This window comes from Marivirga salinae, from assembly GCF_030503855.1.
Lineage (GTDB): Bacteria > Bacteroidota > Bacteroidia > Cytophagales > Cyclobacteriaceae > Marivirga > Marivirga salinarum.
In genome coordinates this window covers 2,849,885-2,873,030 of sequence record NZ_CP129971.1, presented here as the reverse complement: position 1 = coordinate 2,873,030, position 23,146 = coordinate 2,849,885, and the positions used below count along the sequence as shown (strand labels likewise).

The 23,146-nt window shown below is 32.0% G+C and carries 21 protein-coding genes; 11 read left to right on the top strand and 10 right to left on the bottom strand.

Annotated features, from left to right (window positions below):
• Window positions 1-29: 29 nt before the first annotated feature.
• Both QYS49_RS12060 and QYS49_RS12055 read left to right on the top strand, forming a co-directional pair.
• Window positions 30-2,165, top strand: coding sequence for an ATP-binding protein (locus QYS49_RS12060; RefSeq protein WP_308347553.1), 2,136 nt, complete (start codon window positions 30-32; stop codon window positions 2,163-2,165).
• 2 nt (window positions 2,166-2,167) lie between these two features.
• Window positions 2,168-2,818 carry a response regulator transcription factor gene (locus tag QYS49_RS12055; RefSeq protein ID WP_308347552.1) on the top strand — a complete coding sequence of 217 codons (651 nt, stop codon included), beginning with the start codon at window positions 2,168-2,170 and terminating at the stop codon, window positions 2,816-2,818.
• A 444-nt stretch (window positions 2,819-3,262) separates the two neighbouring features.
• Here QYS49_RS12055 and QYS49_RS12050 read toward each other — a convergent pair whose 3' ends face one another.
• The 3 genes from QYS49_RS12050 to gyrB all read right to left on the bottom strand — a co-directional run bounded on the left by QYS49_RS12050 (window position 3,263) and on the right by gyrB (window position 7,316).
• A complete protein-coding gene (locus QYS49_RS12050; protein ID WP_308347551.1) occupies window positions 3,263-4,123 on the bottom strand; it encodes a prephenate dehydrogenase in 861 nt (286 codons plus the stop codon).
• The gene (locus tag QYS49_RS12045) at window positions 4,120-5,280 is read right to left on the bottom strand and encodes a pyridoxal phosphate-dependent aminotransferase (protein WP_308347549.1); all 1,161 of its coding nucleotides are present in this window, start codon (window positions 5,278-5,280) and stop codon (window positions 4,120-4,122) included. Before QYS49_RS12045 ends, QYS49_RS12050 begins: the two co-directional genes overlap by 4 nt.
• A gap of 74 nt (window positions 5,281-5,354) precedes the next feature.
• Window positions 5,355-7,316 carry a DNA topoisomerase (ATP-hydrolyzing) subunit B gene (gene gyrB / locus QYS49_RS12040; RefSeq protein WP_308347548.1) on the bottom strand — a complete coding sequence of 654 codons (1,962 nt, stop codon included), beginning with the start codon at window positions 7,314-7,316 and terminating at the stop codon, window positions 5,355-5,357.
• A 164-nt stretch (window positions 7,317-7,480) separates the two neighbouring features.
• Between gyrB and QYS49_RS12035 the strand changes: the two genes are divergently transcribed.
• A complete protein-coding gene (locus tag QYS49_RS12035; RefSeq protein WP_308347546.1) occupies window positions 7,481-8,941 on the top strand; it encodes a leucine-rich repeat domain-containing protein in 1,461 nt (486 codons plus the stop codon).
• Here QYS49_RS12035 and ung read toward each other — a convergent pair whose 3' ends face one another.
• Window positions 8,942-9,604 carry a uracil-DNA glycosylase gene (ung, locus tag QYS49_RS12030; protein ID WP_308347545.1) on the bottom strand — a complete coding sequence of 221 codons (663 nt, stop codon included), beginning with the start codon at window positions 9,602-9,604 and terminating at the stop codon, window positions 8,942-8,944.
• 117 nt (window positions 9,605-9,721) lie between these two features.
• Here ung and apaG point away from each other — a divergent pair, with 117 nt between their 5' ends.
• Together apaG and QYS49_RS12020 are read left to right on the top strand one after the other, a co-directional pair.
• The gene (gene apaG, locus QYS49_RS12025; protein WP_308347544.1) at window positions 9,722-10,108 is read left to right on the top strand and encodes a Co2+/Mg2+ efflux facilitator ApaG/CorD; all 387 of its coding nucleotides are present in this window, start codon (window positions 9,722-9,724) and stop codon (window positions 10,106-10,108) included.
• Window positions 10,109-10,189: 81 nt separating this feature from the next.
• Window positions 10,190-10,969, top strand: coding sequence for an O-methyltransferase (locus tag QYS49_RS12020; RefSeq protein ID WP_308347542.1), 780 nt, complete (start codon window positions 10,190-10,192; stop codon window positions 10,967-10,969).
• On the opposite strand, the gene QYS49_RS12015 is transcribed toward QYS49_RS12020, so the two are convergent.
• The gene (locus QYS49_RS12015; RefSeq protein WP_308347540.1) at window positions 10,951-11,550 is read right to left on the bottom strand and encodes a methyltransferase; all 600 of its coding nucleotides are present in this window, start codon (window positions 11,548-11,550) and stop codon (window positions 10,951-10,953) included. The genes QYS49_RS12020 and QYS49_RS12015 overlap by 19 nt on opposite strands.
• 116 nt (window positions 11,551-11,666) lie before the next feature.
• Here QYS49_RS12015 and QYS49_RS12010 point away from each other — a divergent pair, with 116 nt between their 5' ends.
• Complete coding sequence (locus QYS49_RS12010; RefSeq protein ID WP_308347538.1) at window positions 11,667-12,599, top strand: DUF8428 domain-containing protein; 933 nt, start codon at window positions 11,667-11,669, stop codon at window positions 12,597-12,599.
• A 22-nt stretch (window positions 12,600-12,621) separates the two neighbouring features.
• Window positions 12,622-13,764 (top strand): acyloxyacyl hydrolase, encoded by a 1,143-nt coding sequence (locus QYS49_RS12005; protein ID WP_308347537.1) that lies wholly within the window; start codon window positions 12,622-12,624, stop codon window positions 13,762-13,764.
• A gap of 4 nt (window positions 13,765-13,768) precedes the next feature.
• Here the strand turns inward: QYS49_RS12005 and QYS49_RS12000 are convergent, their stop codons facing one another.
• From QYS49_RS12000 to QYS49_RS11990, 3 genes are all read right to left on the bottom strand, one after another.
• Entirely contained in the window at window positions 13,769-15,619 is a 1,851-nt protein-coding gene (locus QYS49_RS12000; protein ID WP_308347535.1) for a PAS domain-containing protein, read from the bottom strand.
• Window positions 15,620-15,716: 97 nt separating this feature from the next.
• Window positions 15,717-16,019, bottom strand: coding sequence for a hypothetical protein (locus tag QYS49_RS11995; RefSeq protein ID WP_308347534.1), 303 nt, complete (start codon window positions 16,017-16,019; stop codon window positions 15,717-15,719).
• A 45-nt stretch (window positions 16,020-16,064) separates the two neighbouring features.
• Window positions 16,065-16,508 (bottom strand): hypothetical protein, encoded by a 444-nt coding sequence (locus QYS49_RS11990; protein WP_308347532.1) that lies wholly within the window; start codon window positions 16,506-16,508, stop codon window positions 16,065-16,067.
• A 141-nt stretch (window positions 16,509-16,649) separates the two neighbouring features.
• On the opposite strand from QYS49_RS11990, the gene rpsF reads away from it, so the two are divergent.
• The 3 genes from rpsF to rplI are packed head-to-tail and all read left to right on the top strand — an operon-like array spanning window position 16,650 to window position 17,742.
• Complete coding sequence (gene rpsF / locus QYS49_RS11985) at window positions 16,650-17,021, top strand: 30S ribosomal protein S6 (RefSeq protein ID WP_296618914.1); 372 nt, start codon at window positions 16,650-16,652, stop codon at window positions 17,019-17,021.
• On the top strand, window positions 17,018-17,275 hold the full coding sequence (gene rpsR / locus QYS49_RS11980; RefSeq protein ID WP_013452439.1) for a 30S ribosomal protein S18: 258 nt from the start codon (window positions 17,018-17,020) through the stop codon (window positions 17,273-17,275). Before rpsF ends, rpsR begins: the two co-directional genes overlap by 4 nt.
• A 23-nt stretch (window positions 17,276-17,298) precedes the next feature.
• On the top strand, window positions 17,299-17,742 hold the full coding sequence (rplI, locus tag QYS49_RS11975) for a 50S ribosomal protein L9 (RefSeq protein ID WP_308347525.1): 444 nt from the start codon (window positions 17,299-17,301) through the stop codon (window positions 17,740-17,742).
• Window positions 17,743-17,806: 64 nt separating this feature from the next.
• Here rplI and QYS49_RS11970 read toward each other — a convergent pair whose 3' ends face one another.
• Both QYS49_RS11970 and QYS49_RS11965 read right to left on the bottom strand, forming a co-directional pair.
• Window positions 17,807-20,365, bottom strand: a complete 2,559-nt coding sequence (locus tag QYS49_RS11970; protein ID WP_308347524.1) for a CHAT domain-containing protein — start codon at window positions 20,363-20,365, stop codon at window positions 17,807-17,809.
• 2 nt (window positions 20,366-20,367) lie between these two features.
• Window positions 20,368-21,321 carry a hypothetical protein gene (locus QYS49_RS11965; RefSeq protein WP_308347523.1) on the bottom strand — a complete coding sequence of 318 codons (954 nt, stop codon included), beginning with the start codon at window positions 21,319-21,321 and terminating at the stop codon, window positions 20,368-20,370.
• Between the two features lie 310 nt (window positions 21,322-21,631).
• Here QYS49_RS11965 and QYS49_RS11960 point away from each other — a divergent pair, with 310 nt between their 5' ends.
• Window positions 21,632-22,996: a sensor histidine kinase gene (locus QYS49_RS11960; protein ID WP_308347521.1), complete on the top strand. Its 1,365-nt coding sequence runs from the start codon at window positions 21,632-21,634 to the stop codon at window positions 22,994-22,996.
• Window positions 22,997-23,146 lie beyond the last annotated feature (150 nt).

The window sequence follows — 23,146 nt, the reverse complement described above, 5'->3', positions numbered from 1 at the left end:
TATGTAATCAATAATGAAAGTCGCTTGAGATGGATAAACTGTGTTTTATAATTCTTACATCAATTATTTCCCTTTTCTTATGTTCAAGTGGTTTTTCACAAGGAAATACAGATGAACTGGAGGTGGTTGAAAGAGTACATGCCCTATTAGATGATTTTGATTCTAAAATTACTTCAGAACCTACTCGGGCAAAAAGTTTAATTAACCAAGCAATTGCTTTAAGTAAACAATATAAGTTGGAAAAAGAAGAGGCAGATAGTTATTTCAGATTAGGTAAACTACTCCTAAACGAAGGAAATTATGACTCTTCAAAAGTGTTGTTAAAAAAAGCGCTATCAACTTATTTAATCCAGAAGGAATATAAAGCGATCAGTAAATGTTATAAAGAAATTGGTGTACTCTTAGAAGAAACTGGCCAACGAGAGGAAAGCCTAGCCTATTATACCAAAGGATTGAAAATAGCTAGAGATCATAATTTCAATGAACTAATCCCACCTTTCATTAATAATATTGGAACTATCTATCTTAAACAGCAACATTATGATAAAGCATCTGAATTATTTAAAGAAAGCGCTTCTCTCAGTAAAAAAGGATATCAATACGCCATTACTATAAATAATATTGGAGTAGTAAAATATCAACAGGGATTATATGATGAAGCTCGAGAATATTATCAAAAAAGCCTGGAAGCCTGCAAAGAAATTAATGATGATTACTGCACTTTAACCCCTTTAAACGGGATTGCCAATACATATTTACAACAGAATGCTTACGAACAAGCGCTAGAAACCACTAAAAGAGCAATCGAGATTCAAGAAAGAAAGAAATTAGATAAAGATCTTCTTGTAAGTTATAATCGCCTTGGACTGACATATAATGCTATGGGAGAATATGAAAAGGCTATTAGGGAATATGAAAAAAGCCTAACAATATCAAACAGAATAAATTCAATACATACTCCCTATATTCATGCTAATATTTCTGATAGTTATGAAAACTTAAAAGACTACAAAAATGCGCTTACTCATATTGAAAAATTCTATCAGCAATTAGACAGTATTAACGCATTAGAGCATAAAATGAAAACTGAGGAATTATTAGCTCAATATGAAACCGAAAAGAAAGATAAGGAAATTGAATTATTAAGGAAAAACAAAGCATTACGTGAAATTCAACAGGAAAAGGAGATTGCCATCTTTGAACAAGAACTATTAAATAAATCTTTAGAAGAACAGGAAAACAAATATGAATTACTACAAAGAGATAAAAAAATAGACATCTTAAACAAAAATCGAGAGCTTCAAAAAGCAAACATACTCAATCAGGAAAATGAATTAAAACGTCAAGCTCTAATAAAAAACATCGTGATTATAAGCGCAATTTCAATTTTGGTACCTGTAATCATTTTACTAATTGTATATAGACAAAAAGTAAAAAGCAAAGAGCAATTAGCTGCAAAAACGGAGGAAGTAAATCAACAAAAAACCCTAGAACTAATACGAGAATTTGAAATTAAAACAATCAGAGCACAGATAGAAGGTCAGGAAAATGAAAAAGAACGCATAGCAAAAGAATTGCATGATGGAATTGCTGGAGGATTGGCCGCCATAAAAATGAAATTACAATCATTAGAGAATTCATCAAACGAAAATACGCAGCTGAAAAAACTGATAAAAGGGGTGGATACTATATATTCTGAGGTAAGAACAATCTCGCATAACCTCACACCACCAGAAATGCTTAATCATTCTTTTGCAGATTTCTTGAAGAAATATCTATCCGATGTTTCTGAAATAGCCACTTTTGAGATAGAATATATATTTCATAATGAGAGAAAACTTAATCAGCTTGATGATAATTTTAAAGTTGAGATTTATAGAATTTTACAAGAACTGATTACCAATATAATAAAACATGCTAAAACAGATTTTGTAGAAGTTCAAATAGTGACTAATCTTAATAACATTAATTTAATAGTAGAAGACCATGGGCAAGGTTTTGATTACAAAGAGAAATCAAACGGCCTGGGATTACAAAATATCAAGTCGAGAATACAATCCTTGAATGGCAACCTTAATATTGATTCGGTAAAAGGAAGAGGCACTATAATAAATATAGATATCGATTACTATATCAAATCTGGTGTTAAATTAGAGACAGTATAAAAATGAAGAAAACTATCAACATAATAATAGTAGATGACCATCACATGTTTTTGGAAGGAATTAGTGCGCTTTTGGATAATGTTGATGATTTCAAAATAATTGAGACTTGCGAAAACGGGAAAATGGTTTTCCCTTTGATTGAAAAGCATCCTATCGATATCATTGTTACAGACATCAATATGCCGGAAATGGACGGAATTGAACTAAGTAAAAAGATAAAAGATGACTATCCTGATATCAAAACCTTGATTTTAAGTACGCATAGTGAAATAAGCATGGTACAAAAATGTATAAAGAATGGAGTCGATGGATATTTACTTAAAAATGCTGAAAAAGAAGAATTAATTACTGCTTTGAAAGAAATATATAAAGGTGAAAAATACTTTAGTCAATCCGTTAAAGATGATTACATGAATAGTGTATTCACTAGCAAAAAAGCTAAAAGCTCATTAATTCAACTTAGCAGAAGAGAACTCGAAGTATTAAAATTGATCACAAAAGAATTTACGGCACAGGAAATTGCCGAAGAACTATTTATCAGTCAAAATACAGTTAATACCCACCGAAAAAATCTTTTAAGCAAACTAAATGCTAAAAATACTGCGGGATTGGTGATGTATGCCGTTCAAAATGGACTTATAAATGAAGATTGATGTAATCAATACACACATGGAAAGTGCATTCAAAGTAGATCTCTGATATTTTATACTAATTTAAATAAGGGAAATCTAAATCTAGAACCTTACTCATTTTGTGCATTTTTACTATAAAACACTATCAACCTGAATTCGATTATTAATTTAGGATTCAGAACCTCCGCCAGCTGGCGGATGAGTTTCAACTAAAAATTTTGAAGCAATAGCGGGCTATTGTAAGAAATTTTTAGGAAGAAAATCGCTGTTTACAAGCGGAATCAGAAAAACTTTCCCATATAATCCAATATACTGCGTTGTCTTTCTTCGATATAGCTCGCTATATCTTCAAAAAGACGCCTTGTCTATTGAATGGATGCCAGCCATAGGCTGGTCACCCCTTGGGTGAAAAATCTGAATTTCCAAATTAATGTCGAACTCAGGTTATCAGTACTTGGCCTATATTCAACTAAGCACTTTCCTAATTTGATTTGCCTTAAGCATTATTGCTTTCAATTCTTCTGAATTTCCTTCTTCTAAATTCTCTTTAAAAACCTGTAATTGAAGAATATATTCATCTAATGCTTTGCTTAGATGTGATTTGTTCTGCTGGAATATTGGCGCCCACATATCAGGAGAGCTTTTGGCTAAACGTACCGTACTAGCAAATCCACTTCCTGCCAAATTAAGAATATTCTCTTCATCCTTTTCGATGTTCAATACTGTTAGTCCCAGCATAAATGAACTTATATGCGAAAGATGAGATACGTAAGCCAAATGTTTATCATGGTCTTCAGCATCCATAAAAATGTTATTCATCCCTACAGTTTCAAAAAACCAATTAGCATATTTTTGGGCTTTTTCACTACTTAAATCAAACTCACATATAATATTCTTCTTATCCTCAAATAACTTAGGAAAAGCAGCTTCCGGTCCTGAATATTCCGTTCCAGCTATTGGGTGCGCTGCTACAAATTGTTCTCTATTCGGATGTTTACTTATATTTTGACAAATACTGCCTTTGGTTGAGCCAGCATCTATAATTACAGTCTTTTCAGAAACATCAGATAAAAGTTGAGGTAGAATATCATGTATTGCGCTCACTGGAATAGCCAGAATTATTAAATCAGATTGCAATACCTCATTATCATCAGCCGATTTGATTTCATCAATAATATTTAATTCCAAAGCCTTTCGTGCATGTTCTAGATTTTGATCCACTCCATAAACCTTAATTTCTGGAAACTTATTCTTAATGGCTAAAGCAAAACTCCCTCCTATTAAACCTAAACCAAATACACTAAGGCTATTAATAATACTATTCATGGTTGATAATTTTGAAAGCGATCTAATGCAGTCTTAAATTGATTTTCATTAGCACATAATGAAATTCTAATATACCCTTGACCTTGTGTTCCAAATATAAATCCTGGACTTAGAAAAACTCGATATTCATGAAGTAAATGGTCAACCAGTTCCTCAGAGGAAGAAATATTGGCTGGTAATTTTGCCCATAAAAATAATCCTTGCTGATTTTCATCAAAGGAACAGCCTAGTTTATTTATAATCTTTTCAGCTAAAACCCTTCTTTCTTTATAGACTGTATTTAAGCTTTCAAACCAATCATCTCCTAATTTTAAGGCTTTGAATGCTGCTATTTGCAATGGTTTGAACATCCCACTGTCCATATTGCTTTTCACTTTCAAAATGGCATCAATAAATTCAGTTTTACCCATGCACCATCCTAATCTCCAACCTGCCATATTATGGGATTTACTTAAGGAATTTAGCTCGATAGCAACTTCAGAAGCTCCCTCTATTGACAAAATACTTTGATAATCTTTATTCAAAATCATGGAATAGGGATTATCATTCACTATTAAGAATTGGTGCTTTTTAGCTAAAGCAACTAATTTCTGAAGTGTTTCCTTAGAATATTGAACTCCTGTTGGCATGTGGGGCGAATTCAGCCAAAATAATTTCACTTTATCCAACTCCAGTTTTTCAATTAAATTGATATCTAATTGCCAATTATTTTCTTCTCTTAGATTATAATATTTTATGTTTGCTTGAACCAAATTTGCCACAGCGCCATAAGTTGGATATCCAGGATTAGGAACCAATACTCTATCACCAGGATTAACAAATGCCTGCGTGATATGCATTATCCCTTCCTTAGAACCCACTAAGGGTAATATTTCATTCTCAGCACTTAATTTTACATCAAAATACTGAGCATAATAACCTGCTATGGCAGTTCTCAATTCAGGAATCCCTCTGTAGGATTGGTAAGCATGCACATCTGGCTTAATTGCTGCATCATTCAGAGCCTGAATCACAGTAGGATGTGGCGCCAAATCAGGACTTCCTATTCCTAAATTAATCACAGGGAAGTCTGGACTATCCAAACTTCTTACTTCTTGTAATTTCTTACTGAAATAATATTCCTCAACACTCTTAATTCTATTGGCTGTTTCAATCATAATCTAAATTTTGAAAACAAAAAAGCCTGAACTTTTAGGCTCAGGCTTTAATAATAATGATTTATTCAAAATGTTTAAATATCTATTTTAGCATATTTTGCATTTTTCTCAATGAAATCCCTTCTTGGTGGTACTTCATCTCCCATTAACATACTAAATAAGTGATCGGCTTCAGCGGCAGATTCCACTGATACTTGCTTCATTTTTCTAGTCTGTGGATCCATTGTTGTGCTCCACAATTGCTCAGGATTCATTTCACCCAAACCTTTATATCGTTGCAAATGAACAGCTCCTTCAGTTCCATCCGGAGAAATTTCTTTTACTACTTGCACTCTTTCATCTTCAGTAAATACATAGCGCTCGGTTTTCCCTCTTTTAATTAAATATAAAGGTGGCTGAGCAATATATACATATCCCTTATCGATCAATTCACGCATATATCGGAAGAATAATGTCAAGATAAGTGTACGTATGTGGGACCCATCCACATCAGCATCGGTCATGATCACTATTTTATGATATCTTAATTTTTCAAGGTTAAGGGCTTTTTCATCATCCTCCGTTCCAAAACGAACACCTAATGCAGTTAAGATATTTTTAATCTCGTCATTATCGTAAATCTTATGCTCTTGCGCTTTTTCCACATTCAAAATTTTACCTTTCAATGGTAGAATAGCTTGAAAATTACGGTCACGTCCTTGTTTCGCTGAACCACCTGCTGAATCTCCCTCTACTAAGTATATTTCACAAATAGAGGGATCTTTTTCAGAGCAATCCGCCAGTTTACCGGGCAATCCGGACCCAGACATCACATTCTTTCTTTGCACCATCTCACGGGCTTTCTTAGCTGCATTTCTTGCCTGTGCTGCTAAGATTACTTTTTGAACAATGGTTTTAGCTGCCTTAGGATTTTCTTCTAAGAAATATTGCAAGGTTTCAGATACACAGCTTTCTACTGCGCCCATCACATCTGAATTACCTAATTTGGTTTTAGTCTGTCCTTCAAATTGAGGCTCAGCTACTTTTACAGAAATAATAGCTGTTAATCCTTCACGAAAATCATCCCCGGTTATTTCAATTTTTTGTTTTTCTAAAAGCCCTGATTTATCAGCATAACTTTTAAGAGTTCTAGTTAAAGCTCTTCTAAAACCAGAAACATGAGTACCTCCTTCAATAGTATTAATGTTATTCACATAAGAAACAACATTTTCGCTATAGGAAGTATTATAATTTAAAGCCACTTGAACAGGAACACCATTCTTTTCCCCTTCCATATAAATAGGCTGAGGAATTAATTTTTCACGGCTCACATCCAAATACTCTACGAATTCTAATAGACCACCTTCAGAGAAGAAATTTTCTTCTTTAGAATTGCCTTCTTCGTCTTTATCTCTATGATCTTGTAATTTTATCTTAATTCCAGCATTCAAATAAGCTAATTCTCTCAAACGAGAAGCAACAGTTTCATATTTATATACAGACTCAATGAATATAGTTTCATCAGGCTTAAACTGGATTTTAGTTCCTGTTATATCCGTTTCACCTACTGGTTTAACAGGTGCCTTAGGAAAACCTTCAGAATATTCCTGTTCGTATATTTTACCATCCCGACTGTAAACAGTAGCCCTTAGCATAGTAGATAAGGCGTTTACACAGGAAACACCTACACCGTGAAGACCACCAGATACTTTATAAGAATCTTTATCGAATTTACCACCAGCGTGAAGTACCGTCATTACAACTTCTAATGCCGAACGACCTTCCTTTTCATGAATATCAACTGGGATACCACGACCATCATCCATTACGGTAACTGAATTATCTTCATTCAACTCTACAGTTATGGTGGTACAATGCCCTGCCATCGCTTCATCTATGGAGTTATCCACTACTTCCCAAATCATATGGTGAAGTCCTTTAACCCCAACATCGCCAATATACATGGCTGGTCTTTTCCTAACTGCTTCTAAGCCTTCTAAAACGGTAATATTACCCGCTGAATATTCTTTGTTCTTGTTATCTTTTTCTGTACTCATAGTGTTTTTACCAAAAGGTCAAAAATAGGTTATTTTAATGGATTTTGATAGCATTATAATGGGTTTTTTCCACTTTCCAGCTTTATCCTTCCTTAAAGGAATCTAAAACATAACTTGTAACTATTAATTAAATACTATATATTTAGTTATAAATAAATTGATTTATGAAAAAATTTCTTTTTTTAATAACATTAATGATGGCAGTTTGCCACATTTCAAAAGCGCAAAAATCATATAAATTTTATAATAAACAAGACTCAATTGATTTTCATCATTATAGAATAATAATGACTGAAGCCTATGAATGGAAAGCTTGGAATGGACTTTTAAAAAGAGTTTTAGTAGATAGTAGTTATCAGGATTCCGAAAATTACATTGATTATGATTCCGCTTATACTTTACAAAAACAAATTTCAAAATTTGAATATTACATCCGTGAACAAAATGAAAGTTATACTAAAATAGAACAACTAAATAGAACAAATCAATTTGACACCATAACTCATGTTTCATTTGAAGGTAGAGATTTAAAAAGACTCCCTGTTTTTAAATTATTGAAATGTAAAAATCTTAAGGAAATTGAATTAGTGAATACATCGGTTAAAAAAATTCCATGGCTACTAAATTGGTCACTCTTTGGATTAGATAGTTTGGAAACCATTAGGATTTATAACCACGCTCCAAATAAACAAATCAAATTTAAAAGGAATACTAATATTGAAGAATTAGTCTACAGGGATAGCCCTTACTCTCCTCTACCCAAAAATTTCCATAAACTTAAAAACGTAAAAGAAATTGATTTTGCTAGAAATGACTTTCGAGCAAATAGTAAATTTCATCTAGAGAAGCTTCAAAATTTAGAGCATCTTAATCTATCAAGGAACAATATTGACCTAAGCAATTTAGCTGAGGATACTGTCAACAATTTAAAATATATAGTCCTATCTTTTAATAACTTAACTACTATTCCTAAAGAAATTGGCTTATTAAAAGATTTAGTCGATTTACAATTTGCAGAAAATGACATTCAAAGTGATTTGATCCACCCAGCTTTAGGAAGTCTAAAAAAGTTGAAAGTAATTTCATTTTACAAAAATGATTTAGACAGCTTACCTCCATTTATTTTTGATTTGAAAAATTTAACAGAACTAGATCTATATTTTAATGAAATTGAAATACTCCCTAATGAAATAGGTAATCTTAAAGATTTGGAAAAATTATATGTGGCACATAACCGATTCTTCAGCATACCTGAAAGTATAGGAGAATTGAAATTCTTGAAGGAATTTTACTTGCATCATAACCGCATTTCTTATTTACCTGAAAGCATTTCCAATTTAAAACTTATTACTGATTTCCATATCCATAACAACTACTTTCAAGGTTTCCCAGAATTCATTTTAAACTTTAAGAATCTAGAAGATTTGGATATCTCTTATAATGAAATCCATAAATTCCCACCAGAAATGTTAAAACTCAATCAATTAAAATACCTATGGATGCGAGGGATAACATTTGAAGCATCAGGAAAAGAGGAAGCTGAGGAATTGAAAAACACCTTAGAAACTTTGCAAAAAAATGGTGTTAAAATTAGTATAGAAATGGATCAAAAGATAAGTCCATAACTACCATTCAATCGGTTCTTTATTTTTAGATATCAAAAACTCATTACATCTACTAAAAGGTTTAGAACCAAAGAAGCCACGATGTGCTGCAAAGGGAGATGGATGAGGTGATTCAATTACATAATGTTTATTTCGGTTTATTACAGCACCTTTTTTCTGAGCATATGCTCCCCATAAAATGAATACTAAATCCTCTTTTTCATCTGAAAGCTTCTGGATGGCAGCATCAGTAAACTCTTCCCATCCTTTTTTTTGATGAGATCCTGGAGATTTAGCAGCCACTGTCAATGTTGCATTCAATAAGAGTACGCCTTGTGTAGCCCAAGATGTCAAATCTCCGTTAGGAGGCATGGATTTTCCTAAATCTACTTTTCGTTCTTTAAAAATATTGACTAAAGATGGAGGCATGGGAACACCAGGATGTACTGAAAAGCACAAACCATTGGCTTGTCCCTCTCCATGATAAGGGTCTTGACCTAAGATCACTACTTTCACCTCTTCAAAAGGACAAGCATCGAAAGCTTTAAATATTTCGTTAGCCGGAGGATATATGGTTTTATTTTGAAATTCAGTTTTAACAAAACTTGCTAATTCACGAAAATAATCTTGCTCAAATTCACTTGAGAGTTTTTCCTTCCAGCTTTTTTCAATTCTAACTTCCATTGATTTAAATTTCCACAAAATTATAAAAAGATGTAAAAAGCCAATAGTTTTGTTCGAATGTAATAAATCTATTAACTATTCATGCGGTTGCAGCGTTGATTTGTTTATATTTACATTATGGTTCAGTCAATCACAAAAGGCATACACGTTACCGTTGAAACGGAATTCCAACCGGAATACAGCAGTCCGGTTCAATTTCACTATGTATTTACATATAAAGTGGAGATTGAAAATAAAGGCGACCAAACTGTACAATTGCTCCGAAGACAATGGTTTATTCATGATGCTGGCTTTGAAATAAAAGAAGTAGAAGGTGAAGGCGTAATTGGTCAGCAACCTATATTAGAGCCAGGTCAAAAACACACATACGTTTCAGGATGTAATTTAAAATCACCTTACGGGAAAATGCATGGCTCCTATCAAATGGAAAGAATGTTAGATGGACAATTAATTGAAGTAAGAATTCCTGAATTTAATATGATTGTACCCTATAAACTCAACTAAATATACCCTGTCGGGTAATAGCCTGACAATCAAAGCTTCATTCGAAAAATTTGTAAAATTTCTTTTTAGAATCCAGATAAATTGAATTTCTTTTTACTTAAAGAATACCTTCGATATTTCCATCTAAAGACTGACGAACACTCACTCCACTCCCCTTTTTTCTATAATTTTTATCTGAATATTGTTAAGAATAAATCCATATCAAAGGAATGGACAAGCATAGAAAATAACAGAAAGGATTTATTAAGAGATGACACTGAATTTAAAATAGTTGATTTGGGTGCAGGTTCAAAAGTAGATAAATCTCAGTTTAGAAAAGTAAAGTCTATTGCAAAAAATAGCTTGTCAAGTCCTAAATTTTCACAGTTCCTGTTCCACTTAATCGATGATAATAAATTTGAAAAAATACTAGAATTAGGCACTAGTTTAGGGACTAATACTTCTTATTTAGCTAAAGCAAATCCTTCCGCTAACATTTTCACCTTTGAGGCGGATCCAAATGCTTTGAAGATTGCAAAAGAAGTCAACGCAAAACATAAAAACATACTTTATCATGAAGGAGATATTGCCAACTTACTTCCTAAAATGCTTCAAAACTCAAATTCAAAAATCGATTTAGTCTATGCTGATGCTAATCATACTTATGAAGCCAGTATTGACTATTTCAACATCATTCTACCCTATTTGGCTACTGAATCTATTTATATTATGGATGATATCCATTGGTCGGCTGGCATGAAAAAAGCTTGGGAAGATTTAAAGTTAAGAAAAGAAGTTAGTTCTAGTATCGATTTATTTGATGCCGGCTTGCTATTCTTCAATCCCGATTTTGAGAAGCAGCATTATGTATTGGATTTTTGATTCTTTAGCTTCATTTTCACAAAAAGCTCACTCCCCTGCCTTTCAGGAATAGAATTATAAGCTGTTTCCATCTTTTGTATTTCGAAATATTTAGAAAATAATTGCTCATATTCCTTCTGATCTCCTCCAAAAGGTGGATGATCATCATTAAGGGGAATATTGAATAATAATCCTATTAAAAGACCATCAGGTTTCAAGAGTTTCACCATTTTCTCTACATATTTCAATCTTAATTCAGGATTTAAAGCGCAGAAAAAGGTTTGTTCTATTATAAAATCGAAATCACCTTTTACTTCAAAGAAATCGATCTCTAATAATTGATTTTTGGGGAATTCAGGATTTTCTTCTGCAAATTTCTGTAATGGAATTGGAGAAAAATCTAATAAACAAACATTCTTAAATCCTTTTTTCCATAAATAGGCTGCTTCATATGCATTTCCACATCCTGGAATCAAGATTTTTGCCTCTTTATCCTCAATTTGATCCATAAAATCAGTGATAGCGGGTGATGGATATCCAATATCCCAACCCAGTTGATTACTTTTATATCTGCTAGTCCAGTAAGATTCATTTAACTCCATGCGGTAAAATATAATATTTGTTTAAATTTGCAGTTTGTATTTAACGTAGAAATTATACTATTTGTAGTTCAATAGTATAGTTTCATCTGTAAATTTATTAAAAAGTTCGACCTATCATGTCAGAGGAATCAAAAAATTCTAATTTAAGTGAATTAGAAAATGAGAATAAAAACTCAAAAAGAAATATGATTATCATTGCTTTCATAGTGATAATTGTAGCTGTTATTGGTGTCAAATTTTATCTAGATTCTGAAAAAGAAAACGAGCAATTACAAGCAAACTTAGAGCAGACCTACGGTGAATTAGACAGTATAAGCAGTCAACTAGATTTGAAAATAGCAGAAATAGAGTCGTTAGGTGGAGATATTACTGAACTTCAGCTTATTAGAAAAAATTTAGAATCTGAAAAAGAAGAGTTAAAGAAGTCTAATAATTGGGCTGCAAATCAAATTCAGCAATATAAAGACAAAGTAGGAGGTTATGAAGAGCTATTAAACCTTCAGGATGAAAAAATTGCAAAATTAGAAGCTATTAATAAGAAGTTACTAACAGAAAACACTGATTTAAAATCTGAAAAAAATGTTTTGAATGATAGTATTTCCAGACTAAGAAATAATAGAGAAGAATTAGAAGATAAAGTTGCAGTTGCTTCAAGATTAAAGGCTGAAAATATTAAAATAATTGCTGTTAATTCAAGAGGACGTGAAAGAGATGATAAAGAATATAAGCCACGGCATATTGAAAAATTAAAAATTCAATTCAATTTAGCTGAAAACAGTGTTGCGCAACCAGAAGGGAAAGATATCATTTTAAGAGTTATTAATCCCGTAGGAAATGCCTTATTTGATGTAGCAACAGGTTCAGGTTCTTTTATGATAAATGGCAAAGAAATGTTCTATACTGCAAAGCAAGAGATCCTTTTTGATAATACTCAGCAAGAGCTTTCTTTTATTTATGATAGAGGTGAAGAATATGAAGAAGGTGTTTACCAATTAGAGCTATATGCAGACGATTACTTGATAGGTAAAGAAAAATTCATAGTTAACTAGGCCAGCATTAACATTAAAATTAATGAATCTGAAAAGTATAACTGTTGCTTTTTTCTGTATTTTTTTACTACAGTCACCAGTATATTCACAGCAGCAAAATTACTTTATCCCTGAAATCTTAAGCGGTTCAATCGTACCTAATTATATGAATGGCCCAGCCTTTGGACCAAGAATAGGATTGGCTGTCACTTATTATAAACAATCAACTGAAGAAAATAAAACAAATCTATATTACAAATATCCCCTTTTAGGTTTTCAAGCTGGTTTTCATAGATTAGGCAATCCATTTGTTTATGGAAATGAAATAAATTTTATGCCTGTATTAGGATTAAACTTAAAAAAAGGCATGTTCCAATGGGGAATTGGCGCCTCTTATTTTACCAAAACCCACAAGCAAAACGAACTAAACCAATCAATAGGAAGTCATTTGAACTGGGCTTTTCAATGGATGTATTATAGAAGCTTAAGCATAACAGAAAATAAAAATATCCGCTTAGGCATTGGCTACCATCATTCCTCTAATGGTCATACACAATTACCGAATTATGGTCTCAATTCTGCTGTATTTTCAATAGCCCTCACTCCTAATGGATTGCGAAAATCAAATTTTAATAAAGAAAAAATCCCTAAAAGCAGAAATTTATTTCTCTTGGCAAGAAGCGGAATTGGTATACATGAATTAGGAAGTACGACTTCACCTGTTGGAGGAGAAAAGAAATTGGTATTTAGCAACAGTATAGGTGTTGGTTTCACCTTCAGAGAACACTTCAGGTGGTATGCAGGATTTGGAACACGACATTATCAACATTATGCTGATTCAATTGCGAACAGTCCAGAATTACAGGATTTAAATGTTCACCCTAATAATCATTTTTTCATGATGGGAATTGAATATTTAGTATACCATGTGGGGATTTCAATTGAAGGAGGTATTAATCTATCTAAACCTTTTTATTATCATTTCGCAAAGGATTATGAAAATACTGAGAGTATAAAGTATACTTTGAAAAAAATATTCCCGAGCAGAATGGGACTAAAATTATATCTTATTAATACCGCAAAAAAGCCCAAACATAATGTATATATTTCGGCTCATATTAATGCAAATTTCGGTCAGGCAGACTTTTCAGAAGCGAGCTTGGGATATGTTTATAACTTCAATTGAAAAATTATTTCAATCCTAATTTTTTTAGTTGCTTATCAAACATTTTCTGAGCAACATCTTCTTGTTCTATTACATATCTAACTCCTATGTATTTTTCTGGCTTACCATCAGCATCTAACACTGGTGATATGGTGGCATCTACCCAATAGACAGAACCATCTTTAGCCCGATTCTTCACAATACCTCTAAATACTTTCCCAGATTGAATAGTATCCCACATTAATTTATATATTTCGGAAGGCATATCAGGATGTCGGAATAGATTATGACCTTTGCCTATCATTTCCTCTCTAGAATATTTCGCAGTGTCAATCAGCTTTTGATTTACATAAGTAATAGTACCATGTAAGTCCGCTTCTGAAACAATGGTAGTTTCATTCAGAATATCTTCACGAGCCTTCATCTCTGACTGCATTTTCATCATCTCCTTCATTTGAATTTCCATTTCATCAGACTGTGCACTTAATTCTTCCATATTCTGACGAAGTTCTTCCTCTTGTTGCTGCAATTGCTGATTCTGTTCCTCAGTCTCTTTATTCTTACGCTCCATTTCCTCTTGAGTAGCCTGCAACTCCTCCATATTTTGATGTAACTCCTCAGCTTGAGATCGCATTTGTTCTTCTTGCTCCTGCGAAAGCTCTAACAACCGCTTGGTATTAGCATTAATTTTATTCATACTAAAGGATGTTGCTAAACTCTCCCCTAGTTTTTTGAGGTAATCTACTTTATAATCAGGCAAAACCTGAAATGAGGCAACCTCGAGGATTCCTTCAATTTTTTCATTCGTCATCAAAGGCATAATGACAATGTTTTTTGGAGGGGCATCTCCTAACCCACTTTTGATCCTAACAAAGTCATCAGGAACTTCAGTTAAGTAAATCATATCTTTTTCAAGAAAACACTGACCAATTAACCCTTCTCCAGGCATAACTTTATCTTTAATGGCTTTTCTTCTTCCAAAAGCAAAAGCAGCCTTCATTTCCATAAAGGGCTCATCATTTTCTTCTTCTTTTTCCACCAAATAAATTGCTCCTTGGTTGCCATCAACATATTTAACGATTTCACTAATCACTTCTTTAGATAAAGCTGCTGGATCATCAAATTGACGTGTCAAATTATTAATTCGACCTAATCCTTCAGTTACCCAAGCACGATTTTTCTCTTCTTCTTGAGCTTTTTGAACTTCTTCTAAATTCTTTTTCAATACATTCTCTGACTCATGAAGCTCTTCAGTTTGTTTTTTATTGTCTTCAATTAGCTGTTGGCTTTTTATTTCAGACTTGTAGTTAAAAAAAGCAAGAAGAAATACAACCACGTAGGTCAATAGGAAAGCAACTAAGTAATTAAGTTGAAATAGAAATCCTTCCGTAATGAAATCTAAGTTTACATTTTCTACCCAAAGGAACGGTAGATATTCAACCCCACTAAAAATAAAGAAATTAAGAATTGCTGAAATGATTAAATACTTTTTCTCTCTTATATCAAACACCAAGAAAGGAATGATAGAAAAAGAAATCATGATTAAATACAAAACTAATGGTCTTAAATCATTACCATTCATTAAGTTGGCTGTAAAAGTAGCAGCCAAAAGCAAAGGGGTTACGGCTACTAAAATTCTAGCCAAATAAATAGCACCAATTCTATTAAATACCCAAACTAAAGACAATACTAAAATACCTAAAAGAGGAATAATAATTAATTCAGGTACATAATAATAAGCTATTACTGAGAAAGGTACAGCAACAAAAACCATAATAAATAATGCTGCCATATTGCTTAATCTGATTTTGGCATTTCCATATTCAGGATAATTGTCACGAACGCCAATTCTTTGTAAGCGAGAAAAAATATTCATAGAAGAAAATATGTTATTTAAAATATATGATAAAAATCAGCCTTAAAAATAGAAAAAATATCTCTGCTGAAAAAAGATGGTGTAACAAATAACTGCTTTATACAGTAATTTCAGGACTCTCCTGCTCTTTGATCGTAGAGCTTTTAAAAAAGATAATATCTAAAAACCCATAATAAGAAACTGAAATATTGCCAAAACTATAATCAAACTGACTGAATAGCAATCGATTTCTATATTCAAATTCTCCCACCTTTCGTAAAAGTTCCTTATTTAATAAGTTAGCATGATGAGTATTTCTATAATCATTTTCAAGACGTTGAAAATAATCAGACTGCGAAGGGACTAAAAGAACAGCAAGAATTAGAAGTGATATAAAAAAAAGGAATAGCTTTCTCATCATAATAAGAAAACCTATTATGTTCAAAAAAGTTGAGTAAACAGAAAATTATTGTAAATCTTTACATCCCCCATCAAATTCTTCAAGGAAATCAAATGATAATTTATTATCATCTGAACGTAGAATTTCTAAAACATAAACTCCACTGGTGAATTTTTCCGATTCTGATTCTAACCATAAAGTGTCTGAAGTAAAGGATACATTTTCAGAAATTCCAGAAGCAATAAAATACTCTGTATTAAGCGTATCATAATTGTACCAACATGTATATTGTTGTAAAGGCAAAAATCCAGTAGAATCTGATTGGCCTCCTATATCAAAATAAAAAGAATCAAAATCAATACCGCTACCATTGTAAATGGCTAAACTTACTTTATCAGCCTGAGTGCTTCCACAAATAACAGGTATACACAAATCTTGGCTAGCATCATCCATGTCCATACAGCCAAATGCAACAATAGATATAAATAGAATAGGTAAAATGTATTTCATAAAATTTTATAAGTAGTCAAAAGACATCGGAACTAGACTAAAGGTTGTAACCAAAATGATATTTTTAAGAAACTTTCATATAAGTTTTGCTGAATAAGAACAAAATCACTATTTTTGCGCTTCAATTTAAATATTTATACAATGCAATTAAACAATTACGAGACGGTATTCATACTTACTCCCGTTTTATCTGATGCACAGATGAAGGATGCTGTCGACAAGTTCAGAAAAGTCTTAGAGGACAAAAAGGCTGAAATCATTAATGTTGAGCAATGGGGCTTAAAAAAATTAGCTTACCCTATTCAGCATAAAAGCACTGGTTTCTATAACCTAATTGAATTTAAGGCGACACCTGAAGTTGTTGCTGCACTGGAGTTGGAGTATAGAAGAGACGAGAAAATCATGAGATTCTTAACAGTAGCTTTAGACAAGCATGCTATAGAATACGGAGAAAGACGCAGAAAAGGCGCATTTAATAAACCTAAAGAACAAAAAGAGGAGGTAGCGAAATGACACTTCATAACGAGCCAATTAACCAGAAAAAGCAGGATAATCAAAAGAAATATTGCCGATTCAAAAGATACGGTATCAAATATATTGATTACAAAGATCCTAACTTCTTATTGAAGTTTGTAAATGAGCAAGGTAAATTATTACCAAGCAGAATTACAGGAACAAGTGCAAAATATCAGAAAAAAGTGGCGCAGGCAGTAAAAAGAGCAAGACACATTGCTTTATTACCTTATGTTACTGATTCATTAAAATAATTAACCCAAAAATATTTATAAAAATGGAAGTAATCTTAACACAAGATATAAATGGATTGGGCTATAAAAATGATACAGTAAACGTTAAGCCCGGATATGGTAGAAATTATTTAATCCCTCAAGGATTTGCTATCATAGCTAATAACTCAAACGCAAAGAAAATTGCTGAAAATATTCGTCAAGCTGCTCATAAAGCAGAGAAATTGAAGAATGATGCTCAAGCAATTGCTGATAAAATTGGTGATTTGACTTTGAATATTAAAACTAAAGCTGGAGAAAGTGGCAAAATATTTGGTGCAGTAACTACTGTTCAAATTGCTGAAGCTTTGAGAGAAAAAGGTTTTGATATTGACAGAAAGAAAATTGCAATCTCAGGAGATATAAAGCAATTAGGAGAATATAAAGCAAATATCGACTTACATAAAGAAGTGAAAAAAGAGATTTCACTAGTTGTGGAAGCTGATTAATTTTCCTTAAAAAAATTTAAAAGCCTTTTGTAGTAATGCAAAAGGCTTTTTTTATGCGTAATTTTTATTTGCCCCACAAAATAAATGGTGCCCAATAATAAGGAGCACTGTAATCTGAGTTGATTAAATCAAGTTTAGCTTTTCTAAGTGAACTTGAAAATGAAGCTTTATTTACATCTAATTGATTATCATAAAATGATTTCATTAAAAAAGAGGTTGAATTATCGGCTACTTTCCATAAAGATAAAATCAAATTATCAGCACCGGAAAAAGCAAAGGCCTGACCCAATCCCATCACACCTTCTCCCCTATTAATCTTACCCAAGCCTGTTTCGCAAGCTGATAAAACTACTAATTCAGCATTTATGCTTAAACCATAAATTTCTCCAACATACAAAATCCCATCTTCAGAAAGACCTCCATTCTCAGTCTGTTTAAAATAAACTCCTGATAAATCAGGAGATTCCATATTTACGGTTCCATGGGTAGCCAAATGAATAAAACGATAGCTTTCTAAATCAGATTTTTTGAAATTCGCCTCTGTAGCGGAAGATTTAACCAGCGCATTGACTTCTATTTGTTGTTTTTCACTCCAGGATATAAAATGCTCCGCTTCTTCCTCTGATGCTGGCAAAGCAGGAATTTCATTTCCAAATTCTACAGGTGAGATCAACAAACTTTCATTTACATATTCTTTGTTAAACTGACTATTATATAAACTAGCAGAATAAGCATAATTGATTTCATAATCTTGAATCAGATAATCCAATTCATAAAATGCCTGATCATTTTCCTTTATTTCATTCTGAATTAAAGCATCAAACGGTATAGTTGATAATTCTCCATCAGGAACAATAATTAGTTTATTTATATCTCCTTTAATTCCTTTTGGAAACAAATAGTTGAAAAGACTGAAAGATATCTCCTTAAAACTACCCGGCAGATTATAGACCATAGTATTTCTGTATGCTTTAATATATTTGATAATTTCATCTTTGAAATAGATCCTATTGAAGGAAAAATCATCTTTGGTGATTGTATAGAGATATATTTCATTCGTTTTTGGTGCCATGGAATATTCGAAAATGATCTCACCTAACATTAATTTTTCTTGAATATTTGTGACTTCTACTTCTTTGTTCTGATGCTTTAGATTAAAATAATCTGGATATACTTTTTCTAAATCGTTAATAAATTTTTGAAATTCGCTTTTCACTTGAAAATATCGATCTCTCAAATAGTTTAATTCCATTTGATCCGATTCTAGTGAAATTTGATTATTGAGATAAGCCATTTGACTTGTCAATGATTTTTCCTTCTCCAATAATTCATTGGGAATTCTGGCAAAACTTTTGGCTTCTGCTTCAATAACAGCATTATAAAGCATAGAGGATTTTGATTTCTCAGAATAAGAAAAAGCTTTATGTATATACTTATCCCCTAGCAGTGTAACATCATCTAATTGTAATGAAATTCGTTGACCATCTTCATACAATTCTGCTGAAAGAGCACTTAAATCCAACAGATCTTTTTTATTATTAGTACTAGCTCGCATATTAACCAACAATTCATCAGCTAAATCAATTGCATCTAGTGCAAAAATCAAATGATCTCTCTTAAGTGAATACCCAAAATAATAGTTTTCTAAAATGCTGGCTTTCCGTAAAAGTAATACTACTTGAAGGTCTAAATTATTGACATCATCAGCTTTCGGATTAGATGTAAATTGAAGCTTTTCAAATTTAAAACTATTCGCTTTTAAAGCTCTTTGTATATAAGAAAGGGATTCTTCATATTCTTGTTGCTTCAATTTCAATTCTGACAGCTGCGCAAACACATTAGCCAATTCCGAATGCCTAGTCCCATAATTCTGCTGATATATTTCTTTTGCCTCATTAAAATAATCTTCAGCTAAAATAAATTGATCTGTATTCAGGTAAACAGCGCCAATGTTTGCTTTTATAAATCCTTCCGTTGGCAATCCCTTTTGATGGGCTTCATTCCATTTACCTAATGCTTCATTCAATAAACGGAGAGCATTCACATAATTCCCCTGATTTACTTCTACTAAACTGATATTAATGGAAATCTGGATTATTTTATCTAAATATTTTGCTACATCAGTCTCATAAATCTCTAAAGCTTTTTCATAATTTCGAATGGCTTCATCATCATTAGTTTGAGAAAACACCAAACCAATATTATTAAATAAATCAGCTTCATTTACTTTACCGATACCTTCTATTTGTCCGTAATACTTTAAGGATTGCCGCAAATACTCCAATGCTTGATCATCTTTACCTGCATTCCATAATAAAAGACCATAATTCTTTAAAAGCCGAGCGTGAATTTCAGAGCTTTTGGAAATTGAATTACTTTCTTTATTCAGAATCTGCTCCAATAAATCTTTCGCCAAATCATTTCTTCCTTTCAAAAAGTAGAGTTCTGCTATCAACGCCCTATTTTCTAGAGAAGACTCTAAACTCTTTACTTGATTAATCAATTGATCAATATTATTACTTCTTGACTCACTAATTGCTTTATGGTAATCCTCAGATAATAATTGCCCAAAGGAAAAAGTTGAAATAGAAAATAGAATTAAAAAAATTGAATACTTAAGCATTGCTAAAAATTGTAGTTAAAGCTTAAATTTATGACATGTTTTCTTGTTAAACCATCTGGATTAACGGGTCTATCGGTGATTTTATGACCATATATTAACTGAATGCTAGAAAATACATTGAATTTATAATTCACACCAGCTAATCCAGAAAGTGCTAAACCGGTAGTTCCGTCCAATTTCACATATTCATCATTATCATTCAAGACCTGGTCTTTAGTTATGCGATAAATAGGCAGTAATCCTAAACTAAGGTTCAGTCTTGACATTCTAAAATTCCGTTCAAAACGCATCATGATATCTGCTCCTCTTTTCAACATTCTACTTCCATCATGCTTTCTCACATAATCCATTCCCCCTTCATACCAAGACCATTTAGCTTCGGTAGGCTCAAATGTATTTTCATTTATATGAATAATAGGTTGTTGATATCCAGCAGAAATCATCCATTCTCTGTTAATATATGTTCCGCCTGCTATAAAATCATAAGTTCCCAAAGAGGTTTGATAATACATAGGTAAAACAGATTGTCTATCGGGTGGTCTCAAATCTGATCTATTGGTAGGGATTTTAGCTCCTAAAGTCCCCATAATATTATATTCTGGCGTTGAGTGAAGATTTTTAGTTAGGCTTAAAGAAATATCACCTAAGCCTGAAGTGCTGGCAAAATTACCATCTACCCTCATATAGGGAACCTTTACTTGTAAATCATATTCACCAGCTATTAGCAATCCAAAGTCAACTATTGCAGCACGAATAATTGGAGAAGTATTAGTTTGTCCTTCATATAAAGTCAATCCAATGGAACGAAGCTTTACAGGGATTTTCTTATTGAAATCTTGAGCAGGCTTCATTGCACCCATAGTACAAAACCCCGCATCGCTACAACCTTGACTAAAACCTAAATAAGGTAGATAAAATAAAGTGAAAAATATCAATAACTTATGTTTTACGGACATGATTATTAATTAAAAAATACTTTTTTGGCTTTACTATAAAAATATAATTAAAACTTATGTAATTATAAAGATTTATTCACATAAAGTAATGATTTATCACATTTTTATAAATTCATATAAAAGTAAGTTTAGGATAAATTTAAAGTGATTTATATTCAAGCCTACTATTTAAATAGCTATAAATTAATAGATTATATCATAATTCAAATATGATACATTACATTTACATTTTTAAGGATTATATAACTTCATAAAGAAGATTTTTTAAACTATATTAATACTCTAATTTATCACTTTTTAAATTATTCTGATGAAGTACTGGGGGGAGTATAAAATTAGGTTGGCTAAAACAATTCTGGGTCAACAAAAAGCAATACAGAACTTATCATATTACCGTAATCAGCTATTTTATTACATAGTATTATATACTTTAGTTTTCTCTCCTATTGCAATTGTCCCTGGCATTTTCGCCTCTTATCAAACAGGTTTTATTAATCTCGCTATATTAAATGCTCTTACTTTTCTTATTTTATTAGTATTAGCCTTTATCAAACCTATCAAAATTGAAACCAGAAAATTAATTTTGGTTTCATTTCTATTTATAATTTCATGGACTTTATTATTTGAATTGAAATTAGAAGGACCTGGATTAATGTATCTGTTTACAGTTACTATTGTTACTTGCCTTATTCACTCTGGTAAAGTAGCCTATCTATTGATATTGATTAATTCAATAATTTTAAGTTTAATTGGTTTAAATATTGAATTTCAATGGCTTTCTTTAGCAATTTCAGAAGGACAATCTATCACCACATGGTTTGGAGTTGTGGTAAACCTAATTTTCTTAAGCATTATTATTGTTGCTTGTTTTGAAGTAATATTTAAAAAGTTAGAAAAAATCATTATTCAACAGAGGCAACTAAACGAAATTGTAAATCAGGATAATCAAAAAATGTTAGATGCTCAGAAAGTCCTGAAAGAGAAAAATGAAGAGCTCAATCAGTTCGCTCATACTATAGCTCATGATTTAAAAGAACCTTTAAGATCAATGCAAGCATTTGCGCATTTAACCATTAGCAAGTATAAAGAATCTATACCTGAAAAGGGACAGGAATTTTTGACCCATATTCAAACTTCCTCTGAAAGAATGGCGCTTTTGTTAGATTCCTTGTTGAATTACGCTCAAATAGGTAAAGGAAAGCAAATGTCTGCTTTTTCTGTGAAAGAATTAGTTAAAGAGTTAGAGAGAGACCTTAGTCAATTAATAGAAGAAAATGAAGCAAAGGTAATTTATAATGGTTTACCAGAAATAGTCGGATATGAAATAGAATTCAAACAATTGCTTCAAAATCTAATTGCTAATGCTATCAAATTCAAAAAAGATGAAGAAGACATTGAAGTTAAAATTGAAGCAAATGAGAAAGATCAGCACTGGGAATTTTTAGTGGCTGATAATGGTATAGGAATTGATCCTAAATACAAAGAAAAAATATTTACTATTTTCCATAGATTGCATAAAGACAAATTTCCTGGAACTGGATTAGGCCTAGCAAATTGTAAAAAAATAGTAGAAATACATGGAGGCAAAATTTGGGTAGATTCAGAACCAGAAGTAGGAAGCACCTTTATTTTCACGATCAGCAAGAATTTAGAAAATAGTGTTAAAAATGAATAAAGTGGAATACCCAGCCATATTCAGTGCTGTACTCCAGCGCAGGAGCAGGAAATTTAGTTAAATTCAAAGCCTCCAATACTCCATTTAAAAAACTGTTTTTGCTTTTCAGCTTGGCATAATCAATATCAGGAGATAAGAAAAATTGCCGAT

Excerpts from the sequence above, each read along its gene's own strand:
- apaG (WP_308347544.1), top strand. The coding sequence starts at position 9,722 with ATGGTTCAGTCAATCACAAAAGGCATACACGTTACCGTTGAAACGGAA.
- QYS49_RS12010 (WP_308347538.1), top strand. The coding sequence starts at position 11,667 with ATGTCAGAGGAATCAAAAAATTCTAATTTAAGTGAATTAGAAAATGAG.
- QYS49_RS11995 (WP_308347534.1), bottom strand. The coding sequence starts at position 16,019 with ATGATGAGAAAGCTATTCCTTTTTTTTATATCACTTCTAATTCTTGCT.
- QYS49_RS12045 (WP_308347549.1), bottom strand. The coding sequence starts at position 5,280 with ATGATTGAAACAGCCAATAGAATTAAGAGTGTTGAGGAATATTATTTC.
- rplI (WP_308347525.1), top strand. The coding sequence starts at position 17,299 with ATGGAAGTAATCTTAACACAAGATATAAATGGATTGGGCTATAAAAAT.
- rpsR (WP_013452439.1), top strand. The coding sequence starts at position 17,018 with ATGACACTTCATAACGAGCCAATTAACCAGAAAAAGCAGGATAATCAA.
- QYS49_RS11990 (WP_308347532.1), bottom strand. The coding sequence starts at position 16,508 with ATGAAATACATTTTACCTATTCTATTTATATCTATTGTTGCATTTGGC.
- QYS49_RS12060 (WP_308347553.1), top strand. The coding sequence starts at position 30 with ATGGATAAACTGTGTTTTATAATTCTTACATCAATTATTTCCCTTTTC.
- QYS49_RS12015 (WP_308347540.1), bottom strand. The coding sequence starts at position 11,550 with ATGGAGTTAAATGAATCTTACTGGACTAGCAGATATAAAAGTAATCAA.
- gyrB (WP_308347548.1), bottom strand. The coding sequence starts at position 7,316 with ATGAGTACAGAAAAAGATAACAAGAACAAAGAATATTCAGCGGGTAAT.
- QYS49_RS12005 (WP_308347537.1), top strand. The coding sequence starts at position 12,622 with ATGAATCTGAAAAGTATAACTGTTGCTTTTTTCTGTATTTTTTTACTA.
- QYS49_RS12050 (WP_308347551.1), bottom strand. The coding sequence starts at position 4,123 with ATGAATAGTATTATTAATAGCCTTAGTGTATTTGGTTTAGGTTTAATA.
- QYS49_RS11965 (WP_308347523.1), bottom strand. The coding sequence starts at position 21,321 with ATGTCCGTAAAACATAAGTTATTGATATTTTTCACTTTATTTTATCTA.
- rpsF (WP_296618914.1), top strand. The coding sequence starts at position 16,650 with ATGCAATTAAACAATTACGAGACGGTATTCATACTTACTCCCGTTTTA.
- QYS49_RS12000 (WP_308347535.1), bottom strand. The coding sequence starts at position 15,619 with ATGAATATTTTTTCTCGCTTACAAAGAATTGGCGTTCGTGACAATTAT.
- QYS49_RS12035 (WP_308347546.1), top strand. The coding sequence starts at position 7,481 with ATGAAAAAATTTCTTTTTTTAATAACATTAATGATGGCAGTTTGCCAC.
- QYS49_RS11960 (WP_308347521.1), top strand. The coding sequence starts at position 21,632 with ATGAAGTACTGGGGGGAGTATAAAATTAGGTTGGCTAAAACAATTCTG.
- QYS49_RS12055 (WP_308347552.1), top strand. The coding sequence starts at position 2,168 with ATGAAGAAAACTATCAACATAATAATAGTAGATGACCATCACATGTTT.
- ung (WP_308347545.1), bottom strand. The coding sequence starts at position 9,604 with ATGGAAGTTAGAATTGAAAAAAGCTGGAAGGAAAAACTCTCAAGTGAA.
- QYS49_RS11970 (WP_308347524.1), bottom strand. The coding sequence starts at position 20,365 with ATGCTTAAGTATTCAATTTTTTTAATTCTATTTTCTATTTCAACTTTT.